Origin of the sequence: Methylobacterium sp. HMF5984 (assembly GCF_045033435.1) — a bacterium.
Classification (GTDB): Bacteria; Pseudomonadota; Alphaproteobacteria; order Rhizobiales; family Beijerinckiaceae; genus Methylobacterium.
Window position 1 is genome coordinate 4145061 of sequence record NZ_JBJFLN010000001.1, and the last position, 24063, is coordinate 4169123.

A 24063-nucleotide genomic window follows, 5' to 3' on the forward strand; every position below is an offset into this window, starting at 1 on the left:
GGACCGGAGCGTGGCATGGCGGCGTGCGGTTGGCGAGGGGCGATCAGCCGCCGATGTCGAGCGCGAGGCCCGACAGCATCGCCAGCCCGAGCACCAGCACGAAGGCGCCGGCCAGCAGCTCGAGCGCGCCGATCGCCACGACGCCCGCGCGTCCGCGACCGCCGGCGATCCGCAGGGCGGCGCCCTTGGCGAAGACCGCGAGGCTCGCCAGCGCGCCGGTGGTGAGCGCCGTGCCGAGCGCCATGGCGAAGACCGCGAGGACGCCCGCAGCCAGCATGTTCTGCGCGGCGGCGAAGACCAGGATCAGCACCGCTCCGGCGCATGGTCGCGAACCGGCGGCGGCGACCACGCCGGCGCGCTCCCGCCAGGTGTCGAGCGTTTCGAGCGCCCGCGCGTCGGCGAGGCGGGCATGGCCGCATTCGGGCCCGCAGGCGGCGGGTGCGCCGAGGTCGGCGAGGCGCCCGGCCTTGCGCCACGTCACCGCCAGCCCGATCGCGGCGACGAGGGCGAAGCTGACGATCTCGATGGTGTTGCCGGCCCGCGTCATTCCGGCGGCGGTGGCGCCGAGCACGAGGCGGCCGGTCCCGACGATCGCGATCGCCACCAGCGCCTGCAGGATCGCGGCGGCGAAGCTCAAGCCGAAGCCGCGGCGCAAGGCCCGCTCGCCGGCGAACAGGTAGCCGGCGATCACGGCCTTGCCGTGCCCGGGGCCGGCGGCGTGGAAGATGCCGTAGGCGAAGCCGAGCGTGACCAGCGGCATCCAGTCGCCGCCGCCCTTGATCGCGGCGAGCGCGGCCTGAAGGCTGCGCGAAAAGCTCGACTGGATCGCCAGGAGCCAGCCGCCGAGCCCGGTCGCCGACGGCGCGGCCTCGCGGAAGCCGATGCCGAAGGGCGAGCGCGGCGGCGGCGCGGAGAGGCCGGGCGCCGCGAGCCAGACCAGGCCGGCGAGGATCAGGGCCGCGACTGCGACGGCGGCGGCGACCAGCATCAGCCGCAGCGGCCGGCGGCTTGCGGGCTGGACGGCGAGCGTGGCGCCTACGGACATGCGACGAGGATCCGGTTCGCAAACTGCATCCCGTAGCCGGAAGCGGCCGTCAGCGCCTCGAAGAACGCCTCGCTCATCCCGGGGGCGCCGGCCTCCGCCGTCTTGGGCTCGGGGGTCTTCGGCCGCGTCACCGTCGCCGCGCAGCCGCTCGGTGCGCCGACGAGCGTCGCGGCATCCGGCGCCTCGGACAGGCCGAAGGACACGAAGTAGGTCGGGTCGTAGACCTCGAGCGCGAGCACGCCGCGCCCCTGCGCGGGCGGCGTCTTCAGCGGCAGGCGGAAGCTCAGGGTGAGCGTGTCGCCCTCCATCGCCATCCGCGGCTCGACCGGGTCGGCGAAGGCCTGCTCCTTGCCGCCGACCTTCAGCTTGGTGAAGTAGCCGAACTCGGCGAGATTCCCGGTGTTCTCGGCGGCGAGGGTCTGAAGCTCGTCCGGCGTCAGCTTGCCGTCCTTGTTCGCGTCGAGCCCCTGGGTGACGAAGGCGGTGTAGGCGGCGTCGAAGGTCCAGACGTGGCGCACCGCGACCACCTTGCCGCCCGCGTACCCAATCTCGGCCTTCGCGGTCACCCAGACGTGCGGGTGGGCCGCTGCGGGCGCGACGGCGGAGGCCAGCCATGCGGCGGCCAGTGCGGGACGAAGGATCGCGGCTGTCGGCTTCATGCGTTTGGGACGCTCGCGGCGCTGTGGTGAAGGATCCGTTAAGCGCGGGCCACCTTGTCCGCAGGCGCTGGGGCGAAAGCGAGGCGGAGCGCGACGCGGCCGATGCGCGGAGCGGTCGAGCGGGTGGCCCGAGGCATCGTCGTCATGGCCATGGCGGGCCGATCGTATTACCCGAGCGGACCGAAGGTCGGCCGCCGCCCCGGCAAGATCCCGCGCCGTTCGCCCACACCGTCATCCAACCGTCATGATGGCGTCGCAGGCAGGCGCCGACCCGTCAGGCCAGAGGCTTTCCATGGACTTTCACCGCCGCTTCACCGTGCTGATGTGCGCGCCGGCCTTCGATCCGGACGACCTCGAAGGCGTCCGCGTCGCGCAGATTGTCACCGCGGTCGAGGGGCGCGGCTTCGAGGTGATCCGGGCGCGCCGGGTCGAGGACGCGGCGATCGCCGTGCAGACCGACGCGGCGATCGGCTGCATGGTGGTCGACTGGGGCAAGCGCGGCCTCGACGGCAAGGCGGCCTCGCTGATCGACATGATGCGGCGGCGCGGCCTCGAGATGCCGATCGTCATCCTCGTGCGCCGCAAGCGGCTGGAGGACATCCCGGTCGAGCTGCTCGACTTCATCGACGGCTACATCTTCCTGGCGGAGGAGACGCCGGAATTCATCGCCCGCGGCCTCGTCTCCCGCGTGACCCAGTATGCCGAGACCCTGAAGACGCCGTTCTTCGGCGCGCTCGTCGACTACGCCGAGAAGGGCAACCAGCTCTGGACCTGCCCCGGCCACAACGGCGGCATCTTCTACAACCGCTCGCCGATCGGGCGGATCTTCGTCGAGCACCTCGGCGAGGCGATCTTCCGCGACGACCTCGACAACTCGGTCCTCGACCTCGGCGACCTCCTGACCCACGAGGGGCCGGCGCTGAAGGCGCAGAAGGAGGCGGCGCAGATCTTCGGGGCGGAGAAGACCTACTTCGTCCTCAACGGCACCTCGGCCTCGAACAAGGTGGTGCTCGGGTCTCTGGTCGCGGAGGGCGACCTCGTCCTGTTCGATCGCAACAACCACAAGGCCGCCCATCACGGCGCCCTGATGCTCGCCGGCGGCATCCCGATCTTCCTCGAGACCGACCGCAACGCCTACGGGCTGATCGGGCCGATCTACCACGAGGCCCTGGACGAGACCGCCATCCGCGAGAAGATCCGCCGCAACCCGCTGGTCGAGGACAAGGAAGCGTGGCGCCGCGAGCGTCCGTTCCGCGTCGCGGTGATCGAGCAGTGCACCTACGACGGCACGATCCTCGACGCGCAGGGCGTCGTCGAGCGGATCGGGCACCTGTGCGACTACATCCTGTTCGACGAGGCCTGGGCCGGCTTCATGAAGTTCCACCCGCTCTTCGTCGGCCGCTTCGCCATGGGCCTGAAGGGGCTCGACGAGACCTCGCCGGGCATCATCGCCACGCAATCGACCCACAAGCAGCTCGCGAGCTTCAGCCAAGCCTCGCAGATCCACACCAAGGACGGGCACATCCGCGGCCAGACCCGGCGCGTCGAGCACCGCCGCCTCAACGAGAGCTTCCTCGTCCACGCCTCGACCTCGCCGTTCTACCCGATCTTCGCCTCGCTCGACGTCGGGGCGCAGATGATGAAGGGCCGCTCGGGCATGATCCTGTGGGACGACACGATCCGTCTCGGGATCGAGTGGCGCAAGAAGGTCCGCGCCATCCGCCGCGAGTTCGAGGAGAAGGAGGGCGATCCGAACCGGCGCTGGTTCTTCGACGCCTTCGTGCCCGACGTGACCCCCGGCCCGGACGGCGTCAACGTGCCGTGGGAGAGCCTGACGACGGACGTGCTCGCCTCGGACCCGAAGCACTGGGAGCTGCGCCCCGGCGCGCGCTGGCACGGCTTCACCCATGTCGGGCCCGAAACCTCGCCCGGCTACGCGATGACCGACCCGAACAAGCTGACGGTGCTGACGCCGGGCTTCGACCGGGCGACCGGGGAATACGCCGCCCACGGCGTTCCGGCCCCGATCGTCGCGCAGTACCTGCGCGAGAACCGCATCGTCGCCGAGAAGAACGACCTGAACTCGCTGCTCTTCCTGCTGACCCCCGGCGTCGAATCCTCGAAGGCCGGCACGCTGATCTCGGGCCTGGTCGCCTTCAAGCGCCTGCACGACGACAACGTGCTCCTGGAGGACGCGATGCCGGAGTTCGTGCGACGGCGCCCGAACCGCTACCGCGGCGTGCGGCTTCGCGACCTTTGCGCCGACTTCCACGCCTTCCACCGCGAGCACGGCACCTCGATGCTCCAGCGCAAGCAGTTCCAGCCCGAGCACCTGCCCGAGATGGTGATGGCCCCCAAGGCCGCGGCTCAGATGCTGACCCGCAACAACGTCGATTTCGTCCCGATCGCCGAGGCCGAGGGGCGTGTGGCGACGACCTTGCTTCTGGTCTACCCGCCCGGGATCGGCACGGTGCTGCCCGGCGAGCGGATCGATGAGCGGGCCAAGCCGATGCTGGACTATTTCAAGATGTTCGAGCGCTCCGCGAACCTGTTCCCCGGCTTCGAGGCCGAGATCCAGGGCGTGTACCGTCAGGTCGAGCCGGACGGGCAGATCCGCTTCCACACCTACGTCATGCGCGAGGCGCGCTGATGGAGGACGCGGGCCCGGCGGGCGACTTCGCGATCCCAGAGCCGGCCGCGTCCTGCGCCGACATCGTCATCCGCCCGTCGTCGGACGCGGACCTCGCGGCGATGGTGGCGATCTACGAGCACCACATCCGCCGCGGCGTCGGCGACGTCGGCGACTTCGAGGAGGATCGCCTCCTCCCCGACGACCTGCGCCGGCGCCGCAAGACCATGCGCAAGAAGCGCCTGCCCCACCTCGTCGCCGACCGGAACGGTCAGGTCGCGGGCTACGCCTACGCGGTGCCGTTCCGGAAGCGGCCGGCCTACCGCTACACGCTCAAGCACTCGATCTACGTGCATCCCGAGCACCTGCATGCCGGGATCGGCCGACGCCTGCTGCCGGCGCTGATCGAGGCCTGCGCCGCGGGCGGCTACCGTCAGATGATCGGCTACATCGATTCCGAGAACGCGGCTTCGCTGCGCCTGCACGAGGCCTGCGGCTTCGTCCGCGTCGGCCACCTGCCCGCGGTCGGCTACAAGTACGGCCGCTGGAGCGACAGCGTGATGGTGCAATGCGCCCTCGGCTCCGGCTCCGACGACCAGCCCTCGACGTGGCGGAAGCCGGTGGAGGCGCTGGTGGCGGGGCACGACTGGACCGGGAAGTAGCCGGGGCCCGCCGCCCGCCGGTGCGCTGCGGCGAACTCCCGCCGGCGCGGCACGTTGTCGGACAGCCGCGCTCGCGGCCCGGCGGACCGTCCATCGCCGTGAGCCGCGCGACCGCCTGCGACAAAGGAACCGGCATGCCCCGCTCCGACAGCCCCGTGCTGCAGCCCTACACCCTCGGCGACCTCACCCTCAGCAACCGCATCGTGATGGCGCCGCTGACCCGGAGCCGTTCCTCGACCGACGGCGTGCCGCCGGATTTCGCCGCCGATTATTACGGCCAGCGCGCCACCGCGGGGCTGATCGTCTCGGAGGCGACCAACATCTCGCCGCAGGCCGTCGGCTACGCCTACACGCCGGGGATCTGGTCGGAGCCGCAGGTCGAGGCCTGGCGCCGGATCGTCGGTACGGTGCACGCCAACGGCGGCCGCATCTTCCTGCAGCTCTGGCACACGGGCCGGATCTCGCATCCCGACCTGCAGCCGGAACATCGGCCGCCGGTCTCGGCCTCCGCGATCCGGCCGGAGGGCACCGCCTTCACCGAGGAGGGCATGAAGGCGCACGTGACGCCGCGCGCCCTGGCGGCCGACGAGATCCCGGGAATCGTCGAGGATTACCGGCGCGCCGCCGAGAACGCGAAGCGCGCCGGGTTCGACGGCGTCGAGATCCACTCGGCCAACAACTATCTGCTCGAGCAGTTCGTCCGCGATTCGACGAACACGCGCACCGACGCGTATGGCGGATCGATCGAGAACCGGCTGCGGTTTCCGCTCGCGGTGGTGAAGGCGGTCACGGACGTCTGGGGCGGCGGTCACCGCGTCGGCATCCGCCTCTCCCCGGCGACGACCGAGCCCGGCAAGACGCCCCTCGACAGCGATCCGCACGCGACCTTCGGCGCCTACGTCGATGCGCTGTCGAAGTTCGGCCTTCTCTACATCCACACCATCGAGGGCGTGACCCAGCAGACCCGCGACGTGCCCGACAGCGTCGACTTCCTCGACCTGCGGAAGCGCTTTTCGGGGGCCTATGTCGGCAACAACCAGTACACGCTGGAGCTGGCCGAGAAGGAGCTCGCGGATGGGCACGCCGACCTGTTCAGCTTCGGCCGGCCCTACATCGCCAATCCCGACCTCGTGGGACGGCTGGCGTCCGGCGCACCTCTCGCCGAGGCGCCGAAGCCGTACTGGTACGGCGGCGGTGCCAACGGCTACTCGGATTGGCCCGGCATGAACGGGCCGGTGGCGATCAAGCGCTGACGCTCGGACCCGGCGCGCTCACGGGGCGCGCCGGGCCGCGCGAGGTTCAGTGCTGCAGGATCTTCGACAGGAACTGCTGCGCGCGCTCGCTGCGCGGCTGGCCGAAAAAGTCGTCCTTGCGGGCGTCCTCGACGATCTCGCCGCGATCCATGAAGATGACCCGGTCGGCGACCTTGCGGGCAAAACCCATCTCGTGGGTCACCACCATCATGGTCATGCCCTCCTTGGCGAGCTCGACCATCACGTCGAGCACCTCGCCGACCATCTCGGGGTCGAGCGCCGAGGTCGGCTCGTCGAACAGCATCACCACCGGGTTCATCGCCAGCGCGCGGGCGATCGCCACGCGCTGCTGCTGACCGCCGGAGAGCTGGCCGGGATACTTGTTGGCGTGCGCCGACAGGCCGACGCGGGCGAGCAGGTCGAGCCCCTTCTTCTTCGCCTCCTCGGCCGGGCGCTTCAGCACCTTGCGCTGGGCGACGGTGAGATTCTCGGTGATCGAGAGGTGCGGAAACAGCTCGAAGTGCTGAAACACCATCCCCACGCGGGAGCGGAGCTTCGGCAGGTCGGTGGCCTTGTCGACGACCTTGGTGTCGTTGACCGTGATCTGGCCCTTCTGGATCGGCTCCAGAGCGTTGACGCACTTGATCAGGGTCGACTTGCCCGAGCCCGAGGGGCCGCACACCACCACGACCTCACCCTTGGCGACCTGCGTGGTGCAGTTCGTCAGCACCTGAAAGTCGCCGTACCACTTGCTGACGTTGTCGATGGCGATCATCGGCGCGCCGGTCGCGAGCTTCGGCGGCGGGCTCGACAGCGGGCCGGACTGCAGGCCGGCATCCGTTGGCGCGACGGAGCCGGGAGCGACGGGGGTCTTGGCGGTGGGGGCCGGCATCGGCGTCGAGGTCATAACGCGGTCCTTGTACGGCGATCAGCGGATGATGGCGACGCGGCGCTGCAGCCGGCGCACCAGGAACGAGGCCGAGAAGCACACGGCGAAGTAGACGACCGCGGCGAACAGGTACATCTCGACCAGGCGCCCGTCGCGCTGGGCCACTTTCGAGGCCGCCCCCAGGAAGTCGGTCAGCGACAGCACGTAGACCAGCGAGGTGTCCTGGAAGAGCACGATCGTCTGCGTCAGCAGCAGCGGCAGCATATTGCGGAAGGCCTGCGGCAGCACGACGGTGATCATCGTCTGCGCGTAGGTCATGCCCAGCGCGTAGGCCGCCCCGGTCTGCCCCTTCGGGATCGACTGGATGCCGGCGCGCATGATCTCGGAGAAGTACGCCGCCTCGAACAGCGTGAAGGTGATGAGCGCTGAGGAGAAGGCGCCGACCTGGATCGGGCGCGAGGCGCCGGTGAGGTAGGCGCCGATATAGGGCACCAGAAAGTAGAACCAGAAGATCACCAGCACGAGCGGCAGGGAGCGCATCAGCTCGACATAGACCTTGGCCACGTGCTTGAGGCCGGGCACGCCCGAGAGGCGCGCCATCGCCAGAAGGGTCCCGAGGATGACGCCCATGCCGGCGGCGAGTGCGGTCAGGGTGACGGTGAAGACCATGCCCTGACCGAACAGGTAGGGCAGCGATCCGAAGACGACGCCAAAATCGAAGTTCGAGAACATCAGCGCTGCCCGGGAACCGCCACGCTGCGCTCCAGGAGGGACGCGAGCAGGATGACGACGAGGTTGATGAGGACGTACAGGATGGTCGCCGCCGTGAACGCCTCGAACACCTGGAACGAGAATTCCTGCATCGAGCGCGCGCGGGCCGTCAGCTCGAGCAGGCCGATGGTGAGGGCGACGGAGGTGTTCTTGAGGTTGTTCAGGAACTCCGAGGTCATCGGCGGCAGGATGATCCGGTAGGCGTTCGGCAGCAGCACGTAGCGATAGGTCTGGTAGACCGTGAAGCCCATCGCCGTGCCGGCGAGGCGCTGGCCCCGGGGCAGCGACTGGATGCCGGCGCGGACCTGCTCGGCGACGCGGGAGGCGGTGAAGAACCCGAGGCAGACGACGCCGGTGTAGAACGGGGCGTTCGGCAGCTGCTTCAGCGCGTTGCCCCACGCCTGCGGCAGCACCTCCGGAAGCACGAAGTACCACAGGAACATCTGCACCAGCAGCGGGATGTTGCGGAACAGCTCGACATAGGCCGTGCCGACGGCATTGGCGCCCTTGGAGGGCAGCGTCCGCATCACGCCGATCAGCGAGCCGAGGAAGAAGGCGATGATCCAGGAGCAGAGCGCGGTCGCGATCGTCCAGACCAGGCCCGAGAGCAGCATGTCGGCGTAGGTGCCGGTGCCTTCGGGCGATTGTTCGAAGAAGATGCCCCAGTTCCAGTTGTAGTTCATCGCCCGCGCTTCACCGTTCTCGTTCGTTCGATCCGCCGGCTCAGGCTCAGTAGGCGGCCGGGTCGGCGCTGTCGCTCGGGCTCTTGAACTGCTTGGCCATTGCCTCGCTCATCGGAAGCTTGAGGTTGATGTTGCGCGGCGGGATCGGCTTCTCGAACCACTTGCTGTAGAGCGCCTTGCCCTCGGGGCTCTCGTACAAAGCCTTCGTCGCGGCATCCGCCACCGCCTTGAACGGCGCGTCGTCCTTGCGCAGCATGATGCCGTAGGGCTCGGGCTTCGACAGGGCTTCCGTCGAGATCTCGTAGGCGTCGGGGGTCTTGGAGCCGGCGACCAGCGAGGCGAGCAGCACGTCGTCCATCACGAAGGCGACGGCACGGCCGGTCTCGACCATCAGGAACGCCTCGGCGTGGTCCTTGGCGGGCAGGATCGTCAGGCCCATGCTCTTGGCGGTGTTGGCCTCGTTGATCTGCTTGATGTTCGTCGTGCCCGAGGTCGAGACCACGGTCTTGCCCTTGAGGTCGTCGATCGTGTGCAGCTTGGCGTCCTTCTTCGAGACGTAGCGCGTCGCCGTCAGGAAGTGGGTGTTGGTGAATGCCGCCTGCTTCTGGCGGTCGGCGTTGTTCGTCGTCGAGCCGCACTCGAGATCGATCGTGCCGTTGGCGATCAGCGGGATGCGGGTCGCGGAGGTGACCGGGTTGAGCTTCACCTCCATGCCCGGGAGCTTGAGCTCCTTCTTCACCGCCTCGGCGATCTTGAGGCAGATGTCCATCGCGTAGCCGACCGGCTTCTGGTCGCCGTCGAGGTAGGAGAACGGAACCGAGGAATCACGGTAGCCGATGGTGAGGGCGTTGGTGTCCTTCACCTTCTTCAGCGTGCCGGTCAGCTCCTGGGCCTGCGCGCCGGCGGAGACCACGGCCGCGCCGAGCGCGAGGGCGGCCACGATCCCGCGACGATCGAACTTGGATTGCGTCAAAACGAAACTCCCGAAACGAGCCGCACGAACATGGCGGCGTGTGGCGGACGCGCAGAAAGCGGCCGGCGCTGGCCGTGCCTCTGCAATGATGGTGCCGGAACGGGGGCGGGCGAAGCAAGCTTGGCCGATATGGTGGGGACAACGCGCGCGAGCATCGGGACCGGGTCGTCCCGCGCCGTCGCGGGACCGGGACCGATTTCGGTCTTCGTCCGTAAGCGGTCTGCCCGCATGGAGCGAGGCCGTCGCGCGTCGGCGTTCACAGGTTCCACCCGGTTGTCGATCCGAACCTCGGAGCCGGGCAATTTCGCCCATGCAGGGTGCAGTGTGCACGTTTCGTGAGCGGGCGCACCGGGATTCCGGGGTTCGGCGACGATTATGCCTGGAAAGCCGCCAATCTGTCTCGCCGCGTGGGCATGAAAGAGCCGCCCCGCGCGGTGCGGGACGGCTCGGACGCGGCGACGCGAGGACGCGCTACTTGGTCAGCTCGTTGCCGGCGTAATCGATGTTGCCGGCCGCGTTCTTCTTCCACTGGTACATCACGTAGTCGGGCTTCGTGATGTCGCCCTTCTTGTCGTAGGCGATCGGGCCGACGACGGTGTCAACCGGCTTGCCCTGGTGCAGCCAGTCCGCAAGCTTCTTACCGTCGGTCGACCCGGTCTCGGACATAGCCTTGGCCAGCACCTGGACCGCGGCGTACGAGTAGAGGGTGTAGCCCTCCGGATCGATGCCCTTCGCCTTGAAGCCGGCGAGCGCGTCCTTGGCGTTGGGGTTCTTGCGCGCGTCCGGCGGGAACGTCGTCAGCGTGCCCTCCGCCGCCGGCCCGGCAATCGCCACCAGCTCCTTGTCGACGAGGCCGTCGCCGCCCATCAGCGGCGCCTTCAGGCCCTGGTCGCTCATCTGGCGCAGGATCAGGCCGGCTTCGGTGTAGTAGCCGCCGAAGTAGACCACGTCGATCTTGGCGGATTTCAGCTTCGACACGAGCGCCGAATAGTCCTTCTCGCCCGGGTTGATGCCCTCGTAGATCGCGTCCTTGCCGCCCTTGGCCTTCAGCGCCTTCAGGGTCTCGTCGGCGAGGCCCTTGCCGTAGGGGGTCTTGTCGTGGACAAAGGCGATCTTCTTGCCCTTGAAGTGCGTCGCGAGATACTCGCCCGCGACCGCGCCCTGCTGGTCGTCGCGGCCGCAGGTGCGGAACACGTTCCAGAGGCCGCGCTCGGTGAACTTCACCGCCGTCGAGGCCGGCGTGACCTGGATGATGCCGGCGTCCTGGTAGACGTCGGAGGCCGGGATCGAGACGCCGGAATTGTAGTCGCCGACCACCACCTTCACGCCGTCGGAGGCGAACTTGTTGGCGACCGAGACGCCCTGCTTCGGATCGGACGCGTCGTCGCCGACGAGAACAGAGAACGTCGTGCCCTTCACCGCCCCGGACTTGTTCAGGTCCTCGACGGCCTGGGTGGCGCCGTTCTTGAGCTGCGTGCCGATCGCGGCGCTGTTGCCGGTGATCGGCGCGGCGATGCCGAGCTTGACCTCGGCCGCCTGGGCCGCCGCGAGCATGGCACCGAGCCCGAGGCCCGCCAGTAGTAACGCTCTCATCTCAAATCCCCTTGGTTGTGATCTGAATTCGGACCGTCGGCGCCGGGCAAGAATCGTGCGCTCGGCACGCGCGCGCGCCGAATGCGATCACGGCCCGCCGGCCGCCGGCTCGCGTGTCCGCCACGTCAGCGGCGAAGTCCGCTCGTAGAGCCAGCGATACTGGGTCGTCATCTGCCGCGTCCGCGTCCAGCGGTAGCCCGCCGCGCCGACGATCATGACGACGATGGCGTCGACCGCATAGTATTGGGCTGACAAAAGCGTGCCGCCGAATAGCGCGAAGTGGATGAATCGCACCGCCGCCGCCACCGCGAGGAGCGCCGGCACGATCTGCCAGAACGGGCGCCATGCCTTGGCCAGGCCGCGGGCGGCCATCCACCCGGCCCAGCCGCCCATCGCGACGGTGACGAGGAGGAAGAGGCCGATCGACTCCTCTTCGTAGATCAGGCCCTGCATCGCGTCAGACCTCCACCGGGGCGCCGTGGCCGCCCTCGAGATAGGCGGCCTTGATCGCGGGGTCGGCGAGCAGCGCCCGGCCGGTGCCGCTCATGGTGATGCGCCCGTTGACCAGCACGTAGCCGCGATGCGCCAGCTTCAGCGCGTGGTAGGCGTTCTGCTCCACGAGGAAGATCGTCATGCCGTCGCGCCGATTGAGGTCGCGCACCGCGTCGAAGATGCCCTTCACCACCAGCGGCGCGAGCCCGAGCGAGGGCTCGTCGAGCAGCAGGAGGCGCGGCCGGCTCATCAGCGCGCGGGCGATGGCGAGCATCTGCTGCTCGCCGCCGGACATGGTGCCGGCGCGCTGGGTCAGCCGCTCCTTCAGGCGGGGGAAGAGGGCGCAGACGCGCTCCAGGTCCTGGGCGAAGTACCGCCCGTCGTGGAGCGCGGCGCCCATCTGCAGGTTCTCGTGCACGCTCATGCGCGGGAAGACCCGGCGGCCCTCCGGCGACTGCGCGATCGCGAGCCGCGCGATCTCGTGGGTCGGCAGGCGGGTGATGTCGCGCCCGTCGTAGGTGATGGTGCCTTCGCGCGCCTGCGGCGCCCCGAAGATCGTCATCATCAGGGTCGACTTGCCGGCGCCGTTGGCGCCGATCAGCGTGACGATCTCGCCCTCGGTGACGTCGAGATCGACGCCGCGCAAAGCCGCGACGCTGCCGTAGTAGGTCGAGACGCCGCGCACTGCGAGCAGGGTCTTGGCCGGAGCCTTCCCGGCCGCGAGCGCCCGGGTCTCCTCCACGAGCACGTTGATCCCGGCGACGCTCAAGCCTCGACCTCCAGATGGGTGACGGTGAGGCCGACCTCCGCCTCGACGGCCTCGACCTCCTCGTCCTCGACGCCGAGATAGGCGGCGATGACGCGCGGGTCGGCCCGGACCTCGCCGGGGGTGCCGTCGGCGATCTTCACGCCGTAATCGAGCACGACGACGTGGTCGGAGATCTCCATCACCACGGACATGTCGTGCTCGATCAGCAGCACGGAGGTGTCGTGCGCGTCGCGGATGTGGCGGAGCAGCGCGTTGAGCTCGCCCGATTCGCGCGGGTTGAGGCCGGCGGCCGGCTCGTCGAGGCAGAGCAGCACCGGCTCGGTGCACATCGCGCGGGCGATCTCGAGCCGGCGCTGGGCGCCGTAGGGCAGGTCGCCGGCGGGGTCGTCGGCCCGCTCGATCAGGCCGATGCGGACGAGCCACTCCTTCGCCCGCTCGATCGCCGCGGCCTCGGCCCGGCGGTAGACCGGCAGGCCGAGCAGCCCGAGCACGGTCATGCCCGACGCCCGCATCAGCGGCGCGTGCTGGGCGACGAGAAGGTTCTCCAGCACCGTCATCCCCTGGAACAGGCGGATGTTCTGGAAGGTGCGCGCGACCCGGCCGATCCGGTTCACGGCATGGTTCGGCAGGCGCTCCAGCAGATGCTTCGAGCCGTCGGCATGGGCGAGCGTCAGCATCCCCTCGGTCGGCTTGTAGAAGCCGGTGATGCAGTTGAAGACGGTGGTCTTACCGGCGCCGTTCGGCCCGATCAGCGCGGTGATGTCGCCGCGATGGGCCTGGAACGACAGGTCGCCGACGGCCGTCAGCCCGCCGAAGCGCATGGTCAGGTGGTCGACGGTCAGCACGGCGTCGGCGCGGGTGGTCGGCTCGGTCATCAGCCGTGGCCCTCGCTGACATGCGCGCCCGAGATCGCGCGGCGCTCGCCCAGCGCCACCGAGGGCGTTCGCTCCGAGATCAGCCCGCGCGGGCGCCAGACCATCATCGCCACCATGGCGAGGCCGAACAGCAGCAGGCGGTACTCGTTCGGGTCGAAGCCCTGGCCGAAGATGGACTTCAGGAAGCCGAGGTTTCGCAGCATCTCGGGGCCGCCGACCATCGCCACCGCGGCGATGGCGACGCCGACCTGGCTGCCCATGCCGCCGAGCACCACGATCGCCAGGATGATCGCGCTCTCGAGGAAGTTGAAGCTCTCCGGGGAGATGAACCCCTGGCGCACGGCGAAGAACGAGCCGGCGAAACCGCCGAAGGCAGCGCCGAGGGCGAAGGCCGTCAGCTTCGTCGTGGTGGTGTTGATGCCGAGCGAGCGGCAGGCGATCTCGTCCTCGCGCAGGGCCTCCCAGGCGCGGCCGATCGGCAGCCGCCGCAGCCGCAGCGTCACGACGTTGGTGATCAGGGCGAGCGCGAGGATGAGGTAGTACAGGAACACGACCCGGTGCATCGAGTCGAAGGTCAGCCCGAAGCGGGCGGCGAACCCGTCCTCGCCCGCGGTGAAGGGGATGCCGAAGAAGGTCGCGCGCGGGATCGACGAGATGCCGGCGCCGCCGCCGGTGACGTCGACCCAGTTGATCAGGACGAGGCGGATGATCTCGCCGAAGGCCAGCGTCACGATGGCGAGGTAGTCGCCGCGCAGGCGCAGCACGGGGAAGCCGAGCAGCATGCCCCACAGGGCGGCGAACAGGCCCGCGAGCGGCAGGCAGATCCAGAACGACAGGCCGAAGGTGGTGGAGAGCAGCGCGTAGGAGTAGGCGCCGACCGCGTAGAAGGCGACGTAGCCGAGATCGAGCAGGCCGGCGAGGCCGACGACGATGTTGAGGCCCCAGCCGAGCATCACGTAGGTGAGGATCAGGATGCCGAGGTCGATCCAGTAGCGTCCCTCCCCGAGGCTGCCGCTCGCGAGCGCGGCGACGACGGGCAGCGTCAGCGCCACGCCGATGAACAGCCACAGGGCCAGCATCGAGACCCGCTGCCCGGCATTCGGCATGCCGGCGACGGCTTCCGTCGCCTGGGACCGCGACGGCCTGAGCGCGCGGCGGGCGTCGCGGCGCATCAGGACCAATCGCTGCGCGAGGCGGGCCAGGAAGATCGCGGCGCAGAGCCCGGCGACGAGAACCCAGCGCGGCGTCAGCTCGAGCCCGCCGGTGGGGCCGGCATCGGTCCGGAAGCTGACCACGGGCACGCAGAGCGCGAAGGCTCCGAGCGCGTAGATGGCGGCATCCTTCAGGATGCCGGTGAGGCCGTCGGCCCCGCGGGTGGCAGCGGCCATCAGACCTTCTCGACCTCGGCGCGGCCGAGAATCCCCGACGGCATGAAGATGAGCACCACGGCGAGAATCGAGAACGCGGCCACGTCCTTGTACTCGATCGAGAAATAGGCCGACCAGAACGTCTCGATCAGCCCGATGATCAGGCCGCCCAGCACCGCGCCCGGCAGCGAGCCGATGCCGCCGAGCACCGCGGCGGTGAAGGCCTTCACGCCGGGCACGAAGCCGTCGGAGAAGGAGACCACGCCGTAATACATCAGGTAGAGCACGCCCGCGACGGCCGCGAGCGCGGCGCCGAGCACGAAGGTCAGCGAGATCGTGCGGTCGACGTCGATGCCCAGCAGCGCCGCCATCTTGCGATCCTGCTCGCAGGCACGCTGCGCCCGGCCGAAGGGCGTGCGCTGGACGAGGTACCAGAAGCCGGTGAGCAGCACCGCGGTCACCGCCATGATCAGGCACTGCTTGTAGGACAGGAACACCTGGAACCCGTCGGTCTCGAACAGGGTGATGCCGCCCGAGAGCATCGGCGGCAGCGGCTTGTTGCGCGCGCCCTGCGTCACCTGGACGAAGTTCGAAAGGAAGATCGAGACCCCGATCGCCGAGATCAGCGGCGCCAGCCGGAACGACCCGCGCAACGGCCGGTAGGCGACCCGCTCGATCGCCCAGCCCCAGAGCGCGGTCAGCACCATCGAGACGACGAGCACGATCAGGAAGGCCAGGGCGATCGAGGAGACGCCGAGCCAGGCGGTGAGGATCAGGAAGCCGATCAGTGCGATGAAGCTCGACACCATGAAGACGTCGCCGTGCGCGAAGTTGACCATGCCGATGATGCCGAACACCATCGTGTAGCCGATCGCGATCAGGCCGTAGATCGACCCGAGCGTCAGCCCGTTGATCAACTGCTGTACGAAGACATCCATCGCGTGTCCGTCTCTCTCGCCCGCGGCCGGCGGCGCATGGCGTATGGGGCAAGGCCGGGCAGGGCAAGTCCCGAACCGGCAGATCCCGGACGCGCAAGTCCCGTACCGCACGAGCGGCGCCGCCGCCACACCGTGCGACGCCCCTCAACCGCAACCGGCGGCGCCCGTGCCGGAGCATAGCCCTCGGCGCGACGAAAACGCCACGCCGGAAAATCCAATCCCAGCGAAAAACAAAAGTCGCGGACCCACGGATTAAACCGTCCTGGGCGCTTGCGCATGGCGCGCTTCCTGCTTCACATTCGTTAACGCGAAGTCTCGTGCCGGCTCGCTTACGCCCAGGAGTTCCCGATGACAGGTTCGCGGCTGACCACCTTGATCTTCGTCGGGATGCTGCTCGGCATCGTCGTCGGATACCTGTGCAGCATCACCTGGCCGGACCCGCAGACCTCCAAGGAGATCGCCGGCTACATCGCGCTGATCAGCGACATCTTCCTGCGGCTGATCAAGATGATCATCGCCCCGCTCGTGTTCTCGACGCTCGTCGTCGGCATCGCCCATCTCGGCGACACCGCCAGCGTCGGCCGCGTCGGCGGCAAGGCGCTGCTGTGGTTCGTCGGCGCCTCGTTCTGCTCGCTGATGCTCGGCCTCGTGCTCGTCAACATCATGCAGCCCGGCCACAACCTGAACCTGCCGCTGCCCGACGTCGGCGCCGGCACCGGCCTCAAGGCGGCCTCGCTGTCTCTGAAGGAGTTCGTCACCCACCTCGTGCCCAAGAGCGCGGTCGAGGCGATGGCCAACAACGAGATCCTGCAGATCGTCGTGTTCTCGATCTTCTTCGGCGTGGCGCTCGCCGCGCTCGGCGAGAAGGGCGCGTTCCTGGCCAAGGGCATCGAGGGCCTCGCCGACGTGATGCTCAAGGTCACCGGCTACGTGATGCTGTTCGCCCCCGTCGCGGTGTTCGCGGCGATCGCGGCGACGATCACCACGCAGGGCATCGGCGTGCTGGTGACCTACGGCAAGTTCCTGGTCGAGTTCTACATCGGGCTGGGCGTGCTCTGGGGCGCGCTCATGGGCGTCGGCTTCCTGCTGCTCGGCGGAGCCGGGATCAAGCGGCTGTTCAACCTGATCAAGGAGCCGTTCGTGCTCGCCTTCTCGACCGCGTCGAGCGAGGCGGCCTACCCGAAGATGCTGACGAACCTCGAGCAGTTCGGCGTGCCCAACCGCATCACCTCGTTCGTGCTGCCGATGGGCTACTCGTTCAACCTCGACGGCTCGATGATGTACTGCACCTTCGCGGTGATGTTCATCGCGCAGGCTTACAACATCCCCCTCACCTGGGGTCAGCAGCTGACGATGCTGTTCCTGCTGATGGTGACCTCGAAGGGCATGGCCGGCGTGCCGCGCGCCTCGCTCGTCGTGATCTCGGCGACGCTGACGCAGTTCAACATCCCCGAAGCCGGGCTGCTGCTGATCATCGGCATCGACCAGTTCCTCGACATGGGCCGCTCGGCCACCAACGTGCTCGGCAACAGCATCGCCACCGTGGCCGTTGCCAAGTGGGAGGGGCAGCTCTCGACGAGCGACCAGCGCCTCGACCACGTCGGCGCCGTGGCGGCGGCCGAGTAGGCGGTCGTCCGATCCGGGGCCGGCCGCCGGTCCCGATCTCTTCCCGCTGCCCGGATCAGGAGTTTCGCGATGGCGTCAGGCACGGTGACGGCGGCGTTGGCGGCGGGGCTGCTGGCGATCGCGGGGCCTGCGGGCGCGGTCGACGTTCTCACCGGCTCACTGAAGACCATCGCCGCGAAGGGCGAGGTGGTGATCGGCTATCGCACCAGCTCGGTCCCGTTCTCCTTCGTCGAGGGCAAGCAGGCCGACGGCAGCCCGCGCCCGATCGGCTACGCGATCGACCTCTGCGGCGAGATCGTCGACGAGATCGGCCGCGAGACCGGACGCACCGACCTGAAGGTGCGCTACGAGCCGGTGACCTCCGAGACGCGGTTCGCGGCGGTGTCCGGCGGCAAGGTCGATCTCGAATGCGGCTCCACCACCGCCAACGCCGAGCGCCGCCGCACGGTCGCGTTCTCGCCGGTGACCTTCATCAGCGCGACGAAGCTCCTCGTGGCCCGGGCCTCGCCGATCACGTCCTATCGCGACCTCGGCGGCAAGAAGGTCGTGGTCACCGCCGGCACCACCAACGAGGCCGCCGTCCGCGACATCCTCGCCAAGCTCAAGCTGCAGGCCGAGATCCTGAGCGGAAAGGACCACGCGGAATCCTACGCCATGGTCAAGGACGGCCGCGCCGACGCCTTCGCCACCGACGACATCCTGCTCTACGGCCTGATCGCCAACGATTCCGCCGACGGCGCGAAGTACACGGTGCTGCCGGACAAGCTGTCGTTCGAGCCCTACGGCATCATGTTCCGCAAGGACGACCCGGAGATGGCGGGCGCCGTCGCCGCGACCTTCGCGCGGCTGGCCGAAAGCCGCGAGCTGCGCTGGACCTACGAGCGCTGGTTCCTCAAGCGCCTGCCGAACGGCGAGCGGCTGAACGTGCCGATGTCCAACGACCTGCACACCAGCTTCCAGCTGATCGGGCTGGAGGATTGACGCGGCCTCGATGGCGGCTGGTCGCGTCGTCATTCACCGACGCGAGCGAACGAACGAGATGCGGGCACCTTTTCCGTCCAGGCTGACGTAGCGAAGAAATGACACGTGTCTCCCCTCCCCCCTCTGCGGGGGAGGGTGGCCCGCGCAGCGGGTCGGGAGAGGGGAGCGCGCTGTCCGGATACGGCGCTCCCCTCTCCCGACCCTCGCTGACGCGAGGCCCACTCTCCCCCGCAGAGGGGGGGGGGGAAGGCGCGCTCTTCAGCGACCGTTTGTGATGTGCGACTATCGTAGGCGTGGTGGGCCTGGGGCTTCTCGCCGTTCGAACCGGCACGCGCGGACGCGTCAGGGCCCTCTCGAAGACCATGGCGCGTCTTCAATTATCGCGACGCGCGCGACGCAAGCTCACCCCTGCCCGGCCTCGGCCTTGCGGTACTCGCGCCCGTGCTCGCAGTAGCCCTCGACGATGCGCACCATCATCGCGCGCTTGTCGGCATCGAGCGGGCCGAGGATGCGGGCTGGGCGGCCGCCCCAGAGATAGCCGCCCTCGAGCAGCTGGCCGGGATCGGTAGTGGCCCCTGCGGCGAGCATGACGTCGTCGGCAATCACCGTGCCGGGCGCGACCGTCGCGCCGATGCCGATCAGCGAGCGGGCGCCGATGCGGCTGTCGCCGATGCGGACGTTGTGGCCGATCGTGGTGTCGCGGCCGATGACGACGCCCTCCCCTCGGGTGCGGATCACCGTGTTGTCCTGGATGTTGGTGTCGGCGCCGACCACGATCGGCCCGACCTCGGCATGGAGGTCGCACGAGAACAGCACGCTCGATCCGGCGCCGAGCCCGACGCGGCCGCGGATGCGGGCCGTGCTGGCGACGTAGACCGTCTCGTCGACCTCGGGCGGGTCGCCGGCGGCGACCGCGGCCGGATCGCCCGCGGCCTCGCGCAGGCGCTCGGCGCGCTCGTCGATCTCGGCCCGATCGATCGGGCGCTGCGGCTTGGCCGGGCTGCCGGCGTAGACGAAGCCGCCGGCGAGCTGGGCGCGCGGAAACACCGTCGCGCCGGCCTCGATCACGACGCCGTCGCCGACGCTCGCCCCGTCGAGGATCACCACGTCGTCCTCGATCACCACGTCGGACCCGACCGTGCAGGCATGAACCACGCTGTTGCGCCCGACCGTGACCCGGTCGCCGACGCGGGTGCCGTGGGTGAAGGTCGCGATGTGGACGGTGGAGCGGTGGCCGAGCCAGAACCGGTCGCCGAGCGTCACCGGCTGCCCGTCGGCGCGGATCACGCCGTCGTCGCCGATCCAGGCCTGGCTGCCGAGGCGGACGGCGCCGATCGCCGTGCTGCCGCGCCCGCACCAGACGGGGCGGCTCGCGAATTCCGGCAGGACGCCATCGTAGGGCAGGATCAGTTCAGGCGTCACGTCTTCGTCCTTCGGCGCGGATCGGCCGCCCCCCGCGGGGAGCGAGCCGATATGCCATATAGGCGCAGGCGGTGGCCGAGTCAGGCGCAAGCGTGTTTCGTCGTCACGCCGCCGTCACCCGCGTTGCCGCGATGAGAGACCGATGCCCGCTGCTTCCCTGCCCTCCGTCAGCATCCAGGCCGAGCCCTTCGACGTCGCCGCCGAGATCGACGCGCTGAACGCGCGGCTCGCCGGTCGCGCCGGCGCGGTCGTCACCTTCACCGGCCTGTGCCGCGACGAGGGCGGCCGGCTGACGGCGCTGGAGCTCGAGCATTATCCCGGCATGGCCGAAGCCGAAATCGGGCGCGTGGCGGCGGCGGCCGAAGCGCGCTGGCCGCTCAAGGCGGTCCGGGTGATCCATCGCTACGGCCGCGTCGCGCCGGGCGCGGGCATCGTGCTGGTGCTCACCGCATCGAGCCACCGCGTCGCGGCCTTCGAGGCGGCGAGCTTCCTGATGGACTACCTCAAGACGCGCGCCCCGTTCTGGAAGCGCGAGCATCTCGTCGACGGGACCACCGGCGGTTGGGTCGAGGCGGCGGAGGCGGACGACGCGGCCGCCGCGCGCTGGGCCGCGATCCTCGGTGCAGAGGCGGCGCCCGAGGGTTGACCCGGGCGGCGCGGGGGCGCTCGTGAGCGCCGACGCCGCACCAGTTTCGAAGGACGACATGGCCGAACCCAAGACCGAAGCGTTCGCCGGGCCCGTCGGCCCCTGGCGAGGGACGCTGCCGCTCGCCGCATCCGGCATCGCGGTGGTGTCGTTCGTGGCGCTGCTGGCGCTGGCCTGGATGTCGGTGGCGACGCTGTTCCTGGTCTTCGCCGGAGTGCTCCTCGGCGTCTTCCTCGACGGGCTGACCCGTGGCCTCGGCCACGTCCTGCCCCTGCCCCGCGGCCTGCGGCTGACGATCGCCAGCCTCGCGGTCGCGGCGGCGGCCATCGGCCTGATCGGCTTCGGCGGCGCGACCGTGGTGCAGCAGGGGCGCGACCTCGGCCAGACGATCAAGAGCCAGGCGGGCACGCTCACGTCGTGGCTGTCGTCCTACGGCATCGACCTGCCGATCCTCGACTCCGTCGGCGGGCCGGACGGCAAGGGCAAGGACGAGAAGCCCGCGCCCAAGGACGACGCCAAGAAGCCGGAAGGCCTCGGCGGCCTCGCCTCGAGCGCGATCAAGAGCCCGGGCTCGCTCCTGTCGGATGCGGGCAACGTTCTGGGCCCGGCGGCGGCGGTGATCATCGGGCTGTTCAGCGCGCTCGGCAACGTGCTGGTGATCGTCTTCCTCGGCCTGTCCTTCGCCGCCGATCCGGCGAGCTACCGCGACGGGGTGCTGCGCTTCATCCCGCCCAGGAAGCGCGATCGCTGGTCGAAGGTGCTCGACGGGGCCGGCGAGACCCTGCGGCATTGGCTGTTCGGCCAGCTCATCACGATGACGGTGATCTTCCTGTGCATCTGGGGCGGCCTCGCCTTCCTCGGCATCGGCGGCTCGCTGATTCTCGGGCTCCAGGCCGGCCTGCTGGCCTTCGTGCCGACGGTGGGTCCGCTCGTCGCCGGCGTGATCATCCTGCTGGCGAGCCTCGCCTCGGGGGTGAACGCGCTGCTCGGCGCGCTCGGCGTCTACCTGCTGGTGCAGTGCCTGGAGAGCTACGGGCTGACGCCGTTCATCCAGAAGCGCGCCCTCGACATCCCGCCGGCGACGATCTTCGCCGGGCAGCTCGTGCTCGGCGTGATCTTCGGCCTGTGGGGCATCGCGCTGGCCCTGCCGATGATGGCGGTGATCAAGGTGCTGCTGGAGCAGCTCTACGTCGAGGACACGCTCGGCGAGGACGCCACCGTCTGACGCGCTGTGGGCGCCCTACCGTTCCAGGGCGCCCTCGATCATCGCGGCGACGGCGAGGGCCCGCCCGTCGTCGCCGAACCGGGCGATCACCTGCACGCCGACGGGCAGTCCGTCCCCCGGCACCGGCACGTTCACGCAGGGCACGCCCATCAGCGTCCACAGGCGGTTGAAGCGGGCGTCGCCCGTCGAGGCCAGCGTCCGCGGCGCGAAGCCGGGGGCCGAATAGGTCAGGATCGCGTCGAAATCCGAGAACAGCGTCTTCAGCAGGCGCCGCGCCCGGTGCGCCTTGCGGCGGGCGTCGTCGTAGGCGGCCGCGTCGAGCCCCTGCGCGGCGTCGAGCTGCGGACCGAGCCGCGGGCTCAGGGCGTCGCGATGGTGGGCGTATTCCCAGGCCAGCGCCTGGCGCGCCTCGAAATCCTGGATCGTCCCGTGGCTCTCGAACGCCGCGGCGAACTCCGCCGGCAGCGCGAAGTCGCGCACCAGCGCGCCCGCGCGCTCGGCCGCCTGCCGCGCACGGTCGAGCGCTCCTTGCGCCTCGGGCGCCGGGGCTTCGGCGTAGTCCTGCGTCACGACCATGACCCGCGGCGTGCCGGGCGCGGTGCCGCCGAGGTCGATCGCCGGACGGCCGGCGATCAGCGCCAGCGCGTGGGCGACGTCGCCGATGCCGGCCCCGAACAGGCCGAGCGTGTCGAGGGCCCACGAGAACGTCTTCACGCCCACCGTCGGCAGCAGCCGGAACGACGGCTTGATCGCGGCGCAGCCGCAGAAGCTCGCCGGCCGGATCACCGAGCCGCCGGTCTGGGTGCCGAGGGCCAGCGGCAGCATCCCGGCCCCGACCGCGGCGGCGGAGCCCGCCGAGGAGCCGCCGGGCGTGTGGTTCGAATCGTGCGGGTTCGTGGTCTCGGTCGGATCGACGCTGGCGAAGGGCGAGGTCGTGGTCTTGGCCAGCGCCACCGCGCCCAGCGCCTTGAGCCGCATGACGATGGCGGCGTCGGCCTTCGGGCGCCAGCCGTCGTAGATCGGCGAGCCCATCTGCGTCGGCATCGCGGCGGTGTCGATGATGTCCTTGACGCCCACCGCGATCCCGGCGAGCGGCCCGGCATCGGTGACGGCGGGCGCGGGATCGGTGACGACGGTGGCGCGCACCACCGGATCGCGCGCGAGGATCGCCTCCTGCGACAGGCGGATTGCGCCCTCCGGCGTGAGGGTGCCGGCTTCGATGCGGCGGCGCAGGTCGACCAACGAAAGCATCACGCGTCCTTGACTTGAGGGCCCATCGCGAAGGCCGCCGGTTCCGGGGCGGGTCCGACGACGACCGCCGCGGGCGCCGGTGCAGGTTTCGTGCGCGGATGCGCGAAGGCCCGGCCGGCGGTGCCCGGGGCGTAGCATGCGCAAGGCCCCGCCGCGAAGGCGGCAGCGTTAGCATCGCGTTTACGCGTCCGTGATCATTCTCCGCGTCATGTGGCGTAGCGTTCTCGCATTCTCCGCCCTTGCGCTGTTCGGCGCGGGGCTCACCGGCTGTGCGATCAACAAGTTTGAGCGCCGCGACGCCTGGCGCGACCAGGCGGAGCAGGTGTGCCTGGCCAAGAAGCTCGTCGAGCCGACCGAGTTCGTCGTCCCGTCCAAGGAGATCGACGGGCCCGGCCCCTGCGGCATGACGCAGCCGTTCCGGGTGACGCGGCTCGGCGGCGGCGCCGTGGTCCTAAAGCAGCGCATGACGCTCGGCTGCCCGGCGCTCGCGGAAGCCGAAGCCTGGCTCGCCGACACGATCCAGCCGGCGGCGAACCTGTATTTCGGCCAGCCGGTCGCCGAGATCAACGCCGGCTCCTACGCCTGCCGCGGGCGCAACAACCAGGTCGGCGCCAAGCTGTCCGAGCATTCCTTCGGCAACGCCATCGACGTGATGTCGTTCAAGCTCGCCGACGGCTACGTCATCACCGTCAAGGGCGGCTGGCGCGGCACGGAGGCCGAGCAGGGCTTCCTGCGCGAGGTCTTCATCGGGGCCTGCCAGCGCTTCACCACCGTGCTGGCGCCCGGCTCCAACGTGTTCCACTACGACCACATCCACGTCGACCTGGCGCGCCACGACCCGCGCGGGCTGAAGCGGATCTGCCAGCCGCTGATCAAGTTCACGCCACAGCTCGGCTCGGACAGCCCGCGGCCGATGTCCCGCCCCCGCCCGCCCGAGCGCCAGCCGGCGCCGCCGCAGGCCCCGGTGGATATCGAGGAGGACGATCCCTACGGCGCGACGCCGATGTCCCGGGCCGCCAGCCCGACACAGGTCGCCCGCGCGCCCGCCCGGCCGGCGGCGCCCTCGGCCTACGCCTCGGCCCCGGCGCCGCGCCCGCTTCCGTCACGTCCCGCGCCCCGCGTCGCGGCGGCCTTGCCGGAGGAAAACGTGGGTGGCGGTTCCGAGGAGCCGCTCTCGCTCGCCGCGCCCGGGCTGGCGTCGGGGCCGATCTACTGAGCGTCACCCGGCCGGCGGGTGTGCCTCCCGTGCGCCACCGGCCCGCGAAAGCGTGGCCGGACGGGTCGTCCGGCTTGACTTGAGCGTGCCCCGGGCCA

Annotated in this window: 22 protein-coding genes; 8 read left to right on the forward strand and 14 right to left on the reverse strand. The window is 69.9% G+C overall.

The features are described 5' to 3' along the window. Nucleotides 1-43 precede the first annotated feature (43 nt). Nucleotides 44-1045, reverse strand: a complete 1002-nt coding sequence (locus ACFZ8E_RS20145) for a nickel/cobalt transporter (protein WP_405043641.1) — start codon at nt 1043-1045, stop codon at nt 44-46. Further along, nucleotides 1036-1704, reverse strand: a complete 669-nt coding sequence (locus tag ACFZ8E_RS20150) for a DUF1007 family protein (RefSeq protein WP_405043643.1) — start codon at nt 1702-1704, stop codon at nt 1036-1038. Before ACFZ8E_RS20150 ends, ACFZ8E_RS20145 begins: the two co-directional genes overlap by 10 nt. Before the next feature lie 292 nt (nt 1705-1996). Here ACFZ8E_RS20150 and ACFZ8E_RS20155 point away from each other — a divergent pair, with 292 nt between their 5' ends. From ACFZ8E_RS20155 to ACFZ8E_RS20165, 3 genes are all read left to right on the forward strand, one after another. Beyond that, nucleotides 1997-4354: an Orn/Lys/Arg decarboxylase N-terminal domain-containing protein gene (locus ACFZ8E_RS20155; RefSeq protein WP_147842259.1), complete on the forward strand. Its 2358-nt coding sequence runs from the start codon at nt 1997-1999 to the stop codon at nt 4352-4354. Further along, entirely contained in the window at nt 4354-4995 is a 642-nt protein-coding gene (locus ACFZ8E_RS20160; RefSeq protein ID WP_147725906.1) for a GNAT family N-acetyltransferase, read from the forward strand. The genes ACFZ8E_RS20155 and ACFZ8E_RS20160 overlap by 1 nt, the downstream gene beginning before the upstream one ends. A gap of 134 nt (nt 4996-5129) precedes the next feature. After that, nucleotides 5130-6248 carry an alkene reductase gene (locus tag ACFZ8E_RS20165; RefSeq protein ID WP_405043645.1) on the forward strand — a complete coding sequence of 373 codons (1119 nt, stop codon included), beginning with the start codon at nt 5130-5132 and terminating at the stop codon, nt 6246-6248. 46 nt (nt 6249-6294) lie between these two features. On the opposite strand, the gene ACFZ8E_RS20170 is transcribed toward ACFZ8E_RS20165, so the two are convergent. The 10 genes from ACFZ8E_RS20170 to ACFZ8E_RS20215 form a co-directional block, all read right to left on the reverse strand. After that, nucleotides 6295-7023 (reverse strand): amino acid ABC transporter ATP-binding protein, encoded by a 729-nt coding sequence (locus ACFZ8E_RS20170; protein ID WP_147725919.1) that lies wholly within the window; start codon nt 7021-7023, stop codon nt 6295-6297. Between the two features lie 153 nt (nt 7024-7176). Then, nucleotides 7177-7869, reverse strand: a complete 693-nt coding sequence (locus ACFZ8E_RS20175) for an amino acid ABC transporter permease (RefSeq protein WP_147725908.1) — start codon at nt 7867-7869, stop codon at nt 7177-7179. Continuing rightward, nucleotides 7869-8591, reverse strand: a complete 723-nt coding sequence (locus ACFZ8E_RS20180; protein ID WP_147725909.1) for an amino acid ABC transporter permease — start codon at nt 8589-8591, stop codon at nt 7869-7871. Before ACFZ8E_RS20180 ends, ACFZ8E_RS20175 begins: the two co-directional genes overlap by 1 nt. 46 nt (nt 8592-8637) lie before the next feature. Further along, complete coding sequence (locus ACFZ8E_RS20185) at nt 8638-9534, reverse strand: amino acid ABC transporter substrate-binding protein (protein ID WP_147725920.1); 897 nt, start codon at nt 9532-9534, stop codon at nt 8638-8640. A gap of 501 nt (nt 9535-10035) precedes the next feature. Then, complete coding sequence (locus tag ACFZ8E_RS20190; protein WP_147842261.1) at nt 10036-11157, reverse strand: branched-chain amino acid ABC transporter substrate-binding protein; 1122 nt, start codon at nt 11155-11157, stop codon at nt 10036-10038. An 87-nt stretch (nt 11158-11244) separates the two neighbouring features. Beyond that, the gene (locus ACFZ8E_RS20195) at nt 11245-11610 is read right to left on the reverse strand and encodes a DUF6867 family protein (RefSeq protein ID WP_147842262.1); all 366 of its coding nucleotides are present in this window, start codon (nt 11608-11610) and stop codon (nt 11245-11247) included. Nucleotides 11611-11614: 4 nt separating this feature from the next. Then, a complete protein-coding gene (locus ACFZ8E_RS20200; protein WP_147725912.1) occupies nt 11615-12418 on the reverse strand; it encodes an ABC transporter ATP-binding protein in 804 nt (267 codons plus the stop codon). Further along, a complete protein-coding gene (locus ACFZ8E_RS20205) occupies nt 12415-13293 on the reverse strand; it encodes an ABC transporter ATP-binding protein (protein WP_147725913.1) in 879 nt (292 codons plus the stop codon). The genes ACFZ8E_RS20200 and ACFZ8E_RS20205 overlap by 4 nt, the downstream gene beginning before the upstream one ends. After that, the gene (gene livM / locus ACFZ8E_RS20210) at nt 13293-14681 is read right to left on the reverse strand and encodes a high-affinity branched-chain amino acid ABC transporter permease LivM (RefSeq protein ID WP_244032974.1); all 1389 of its coding nucleotides are present in this window, start codon (nt 14679-14681) and stop codon (nt 13293-13295) included. The genes ACFZ8E_RS20205 and livM overlap by 1 nt, the downstream gene beginning before the upstream one ends. Beyond that, nucleotides 14681-15598, reverse strand: coding sequence for a branched-chain amino acid ABC transporter permease (locus ACFZ8E_RS20215; RefSeq protein WP_147842264.1), 918 nt, complete (start codon nt 15596-15598; stop codon nt 14681-14683). The genes livM and ACFZ8E_RS20215 overlap by 1 nt, the downstream gene beginning before the upstream one ends. Before the next feature lie 348 nt (nt 15599-15946). Between ACFZ8E_RS20215 and ACFZ8E_RS20220 the strand changes: the two genes are divergently transcribed. Beyond that, complete coding sequence (locus ACFZ8E_RS20220) at nt 15947-17224, forward strand: dicarboxylate/amino acid:cation symporter (protein ID WP_147725916.1); 1278 nt, start codon at nt 15947-15949, stop codon at nt 17222-17224. A 69-nt stretch (nt 17225-17293) separates the two neighbouring features. Further along, nucleotides 17294-18205, forward strand: a complete 912-nt coding sequence (locus tag ACFZ8E_RS20225; RefSeq protein WP_244032972.1) for an amino acid ABC transporter substrate-binding protein — start codon at nt 17294-17296, stop codon at nt 18203-18205. 402 nt (nt 18206-18607) lie between these two features. Here ACFZ8E_RS20225 and ACFZ8E_RS20230 read toward each other — a convergent pair whose 3' ends face one another. Then, nucleotides 18608-19627, reverse strand: a complete 1020-nt coding sequence (locus tag ACFZ8E_RS20230) for a gamma carbonic anhydrase family protein (protein ID WP_147842266.1) — start codon at nt 19625-19627, stop codon at nt 18608-18610. A 142-nt stretch (nt 19628-19769) separates the two neighbouring features. On the opposite strand from ACFZ8E_RS20230, the gene ACFZ8E_RS20235 reads away from it, so the two are divergent. Both ACFZ8E_RS20235 and ACFZ8E_RS20240 read left to right on the forward strand, forming a co-directional pair. Then, the gene (locus ACFZ8E_RS20235; RefSeq protein ID WP_244032971.1) at nt 19770-20273 is read left to right on the forward strand and encodes a molybdenum cofactor biosynthesis protein MoaE; all 504 of its coding nucleotides are present in this window, start codon (nt 19770-19772) and stop codon (nt 20271-20273) included. Between the two features lie 58 nt (nt 20274-20331). Beyond that, nucleotides 20332-21498 (forward strand): AI-2E family transporter, encoded by a 1167-nt coding sequence (locus ACFZ8E_RS20240; protein ID WP_405043647.1) that lies wholly within the window; start codon nt 20332-20334, stop codon nt 21496-21498. A 15-nt stretch (nt 21499-21513) separates the two neighbouring features. Here ACFZ8E_RS20240 and ACFZ8E_RS20245 read toward each other — a convergent pair whose 3' ends face one another. Then, a complete protein-coding gene (locus ACFZ8E_RS20245) occupies nt 21514-22749 on the reverse strand; it encodes an amidase (protein ID WP_243936814.1) in 1236 nt (411 codons plus the stop codon). Between the two features lie 208 nt (nt 22750-22957). Here ACFZ8E_RS20245 and ACFZ8E_RS20250 point away from each other — a divergent pair, with 208 nt between their 5' ends. After that, complete coding sequence (locus ACFZ8E_RS20250; protein WP_405043648.1) at nt 22958-23965, forward strand: extensin family protein; 1008 nt, start codon at nt 22958-22960, stop codon at nt 23963-23965. Nucleotides 23966-24063: the final 98 nt, after the last annotated feature.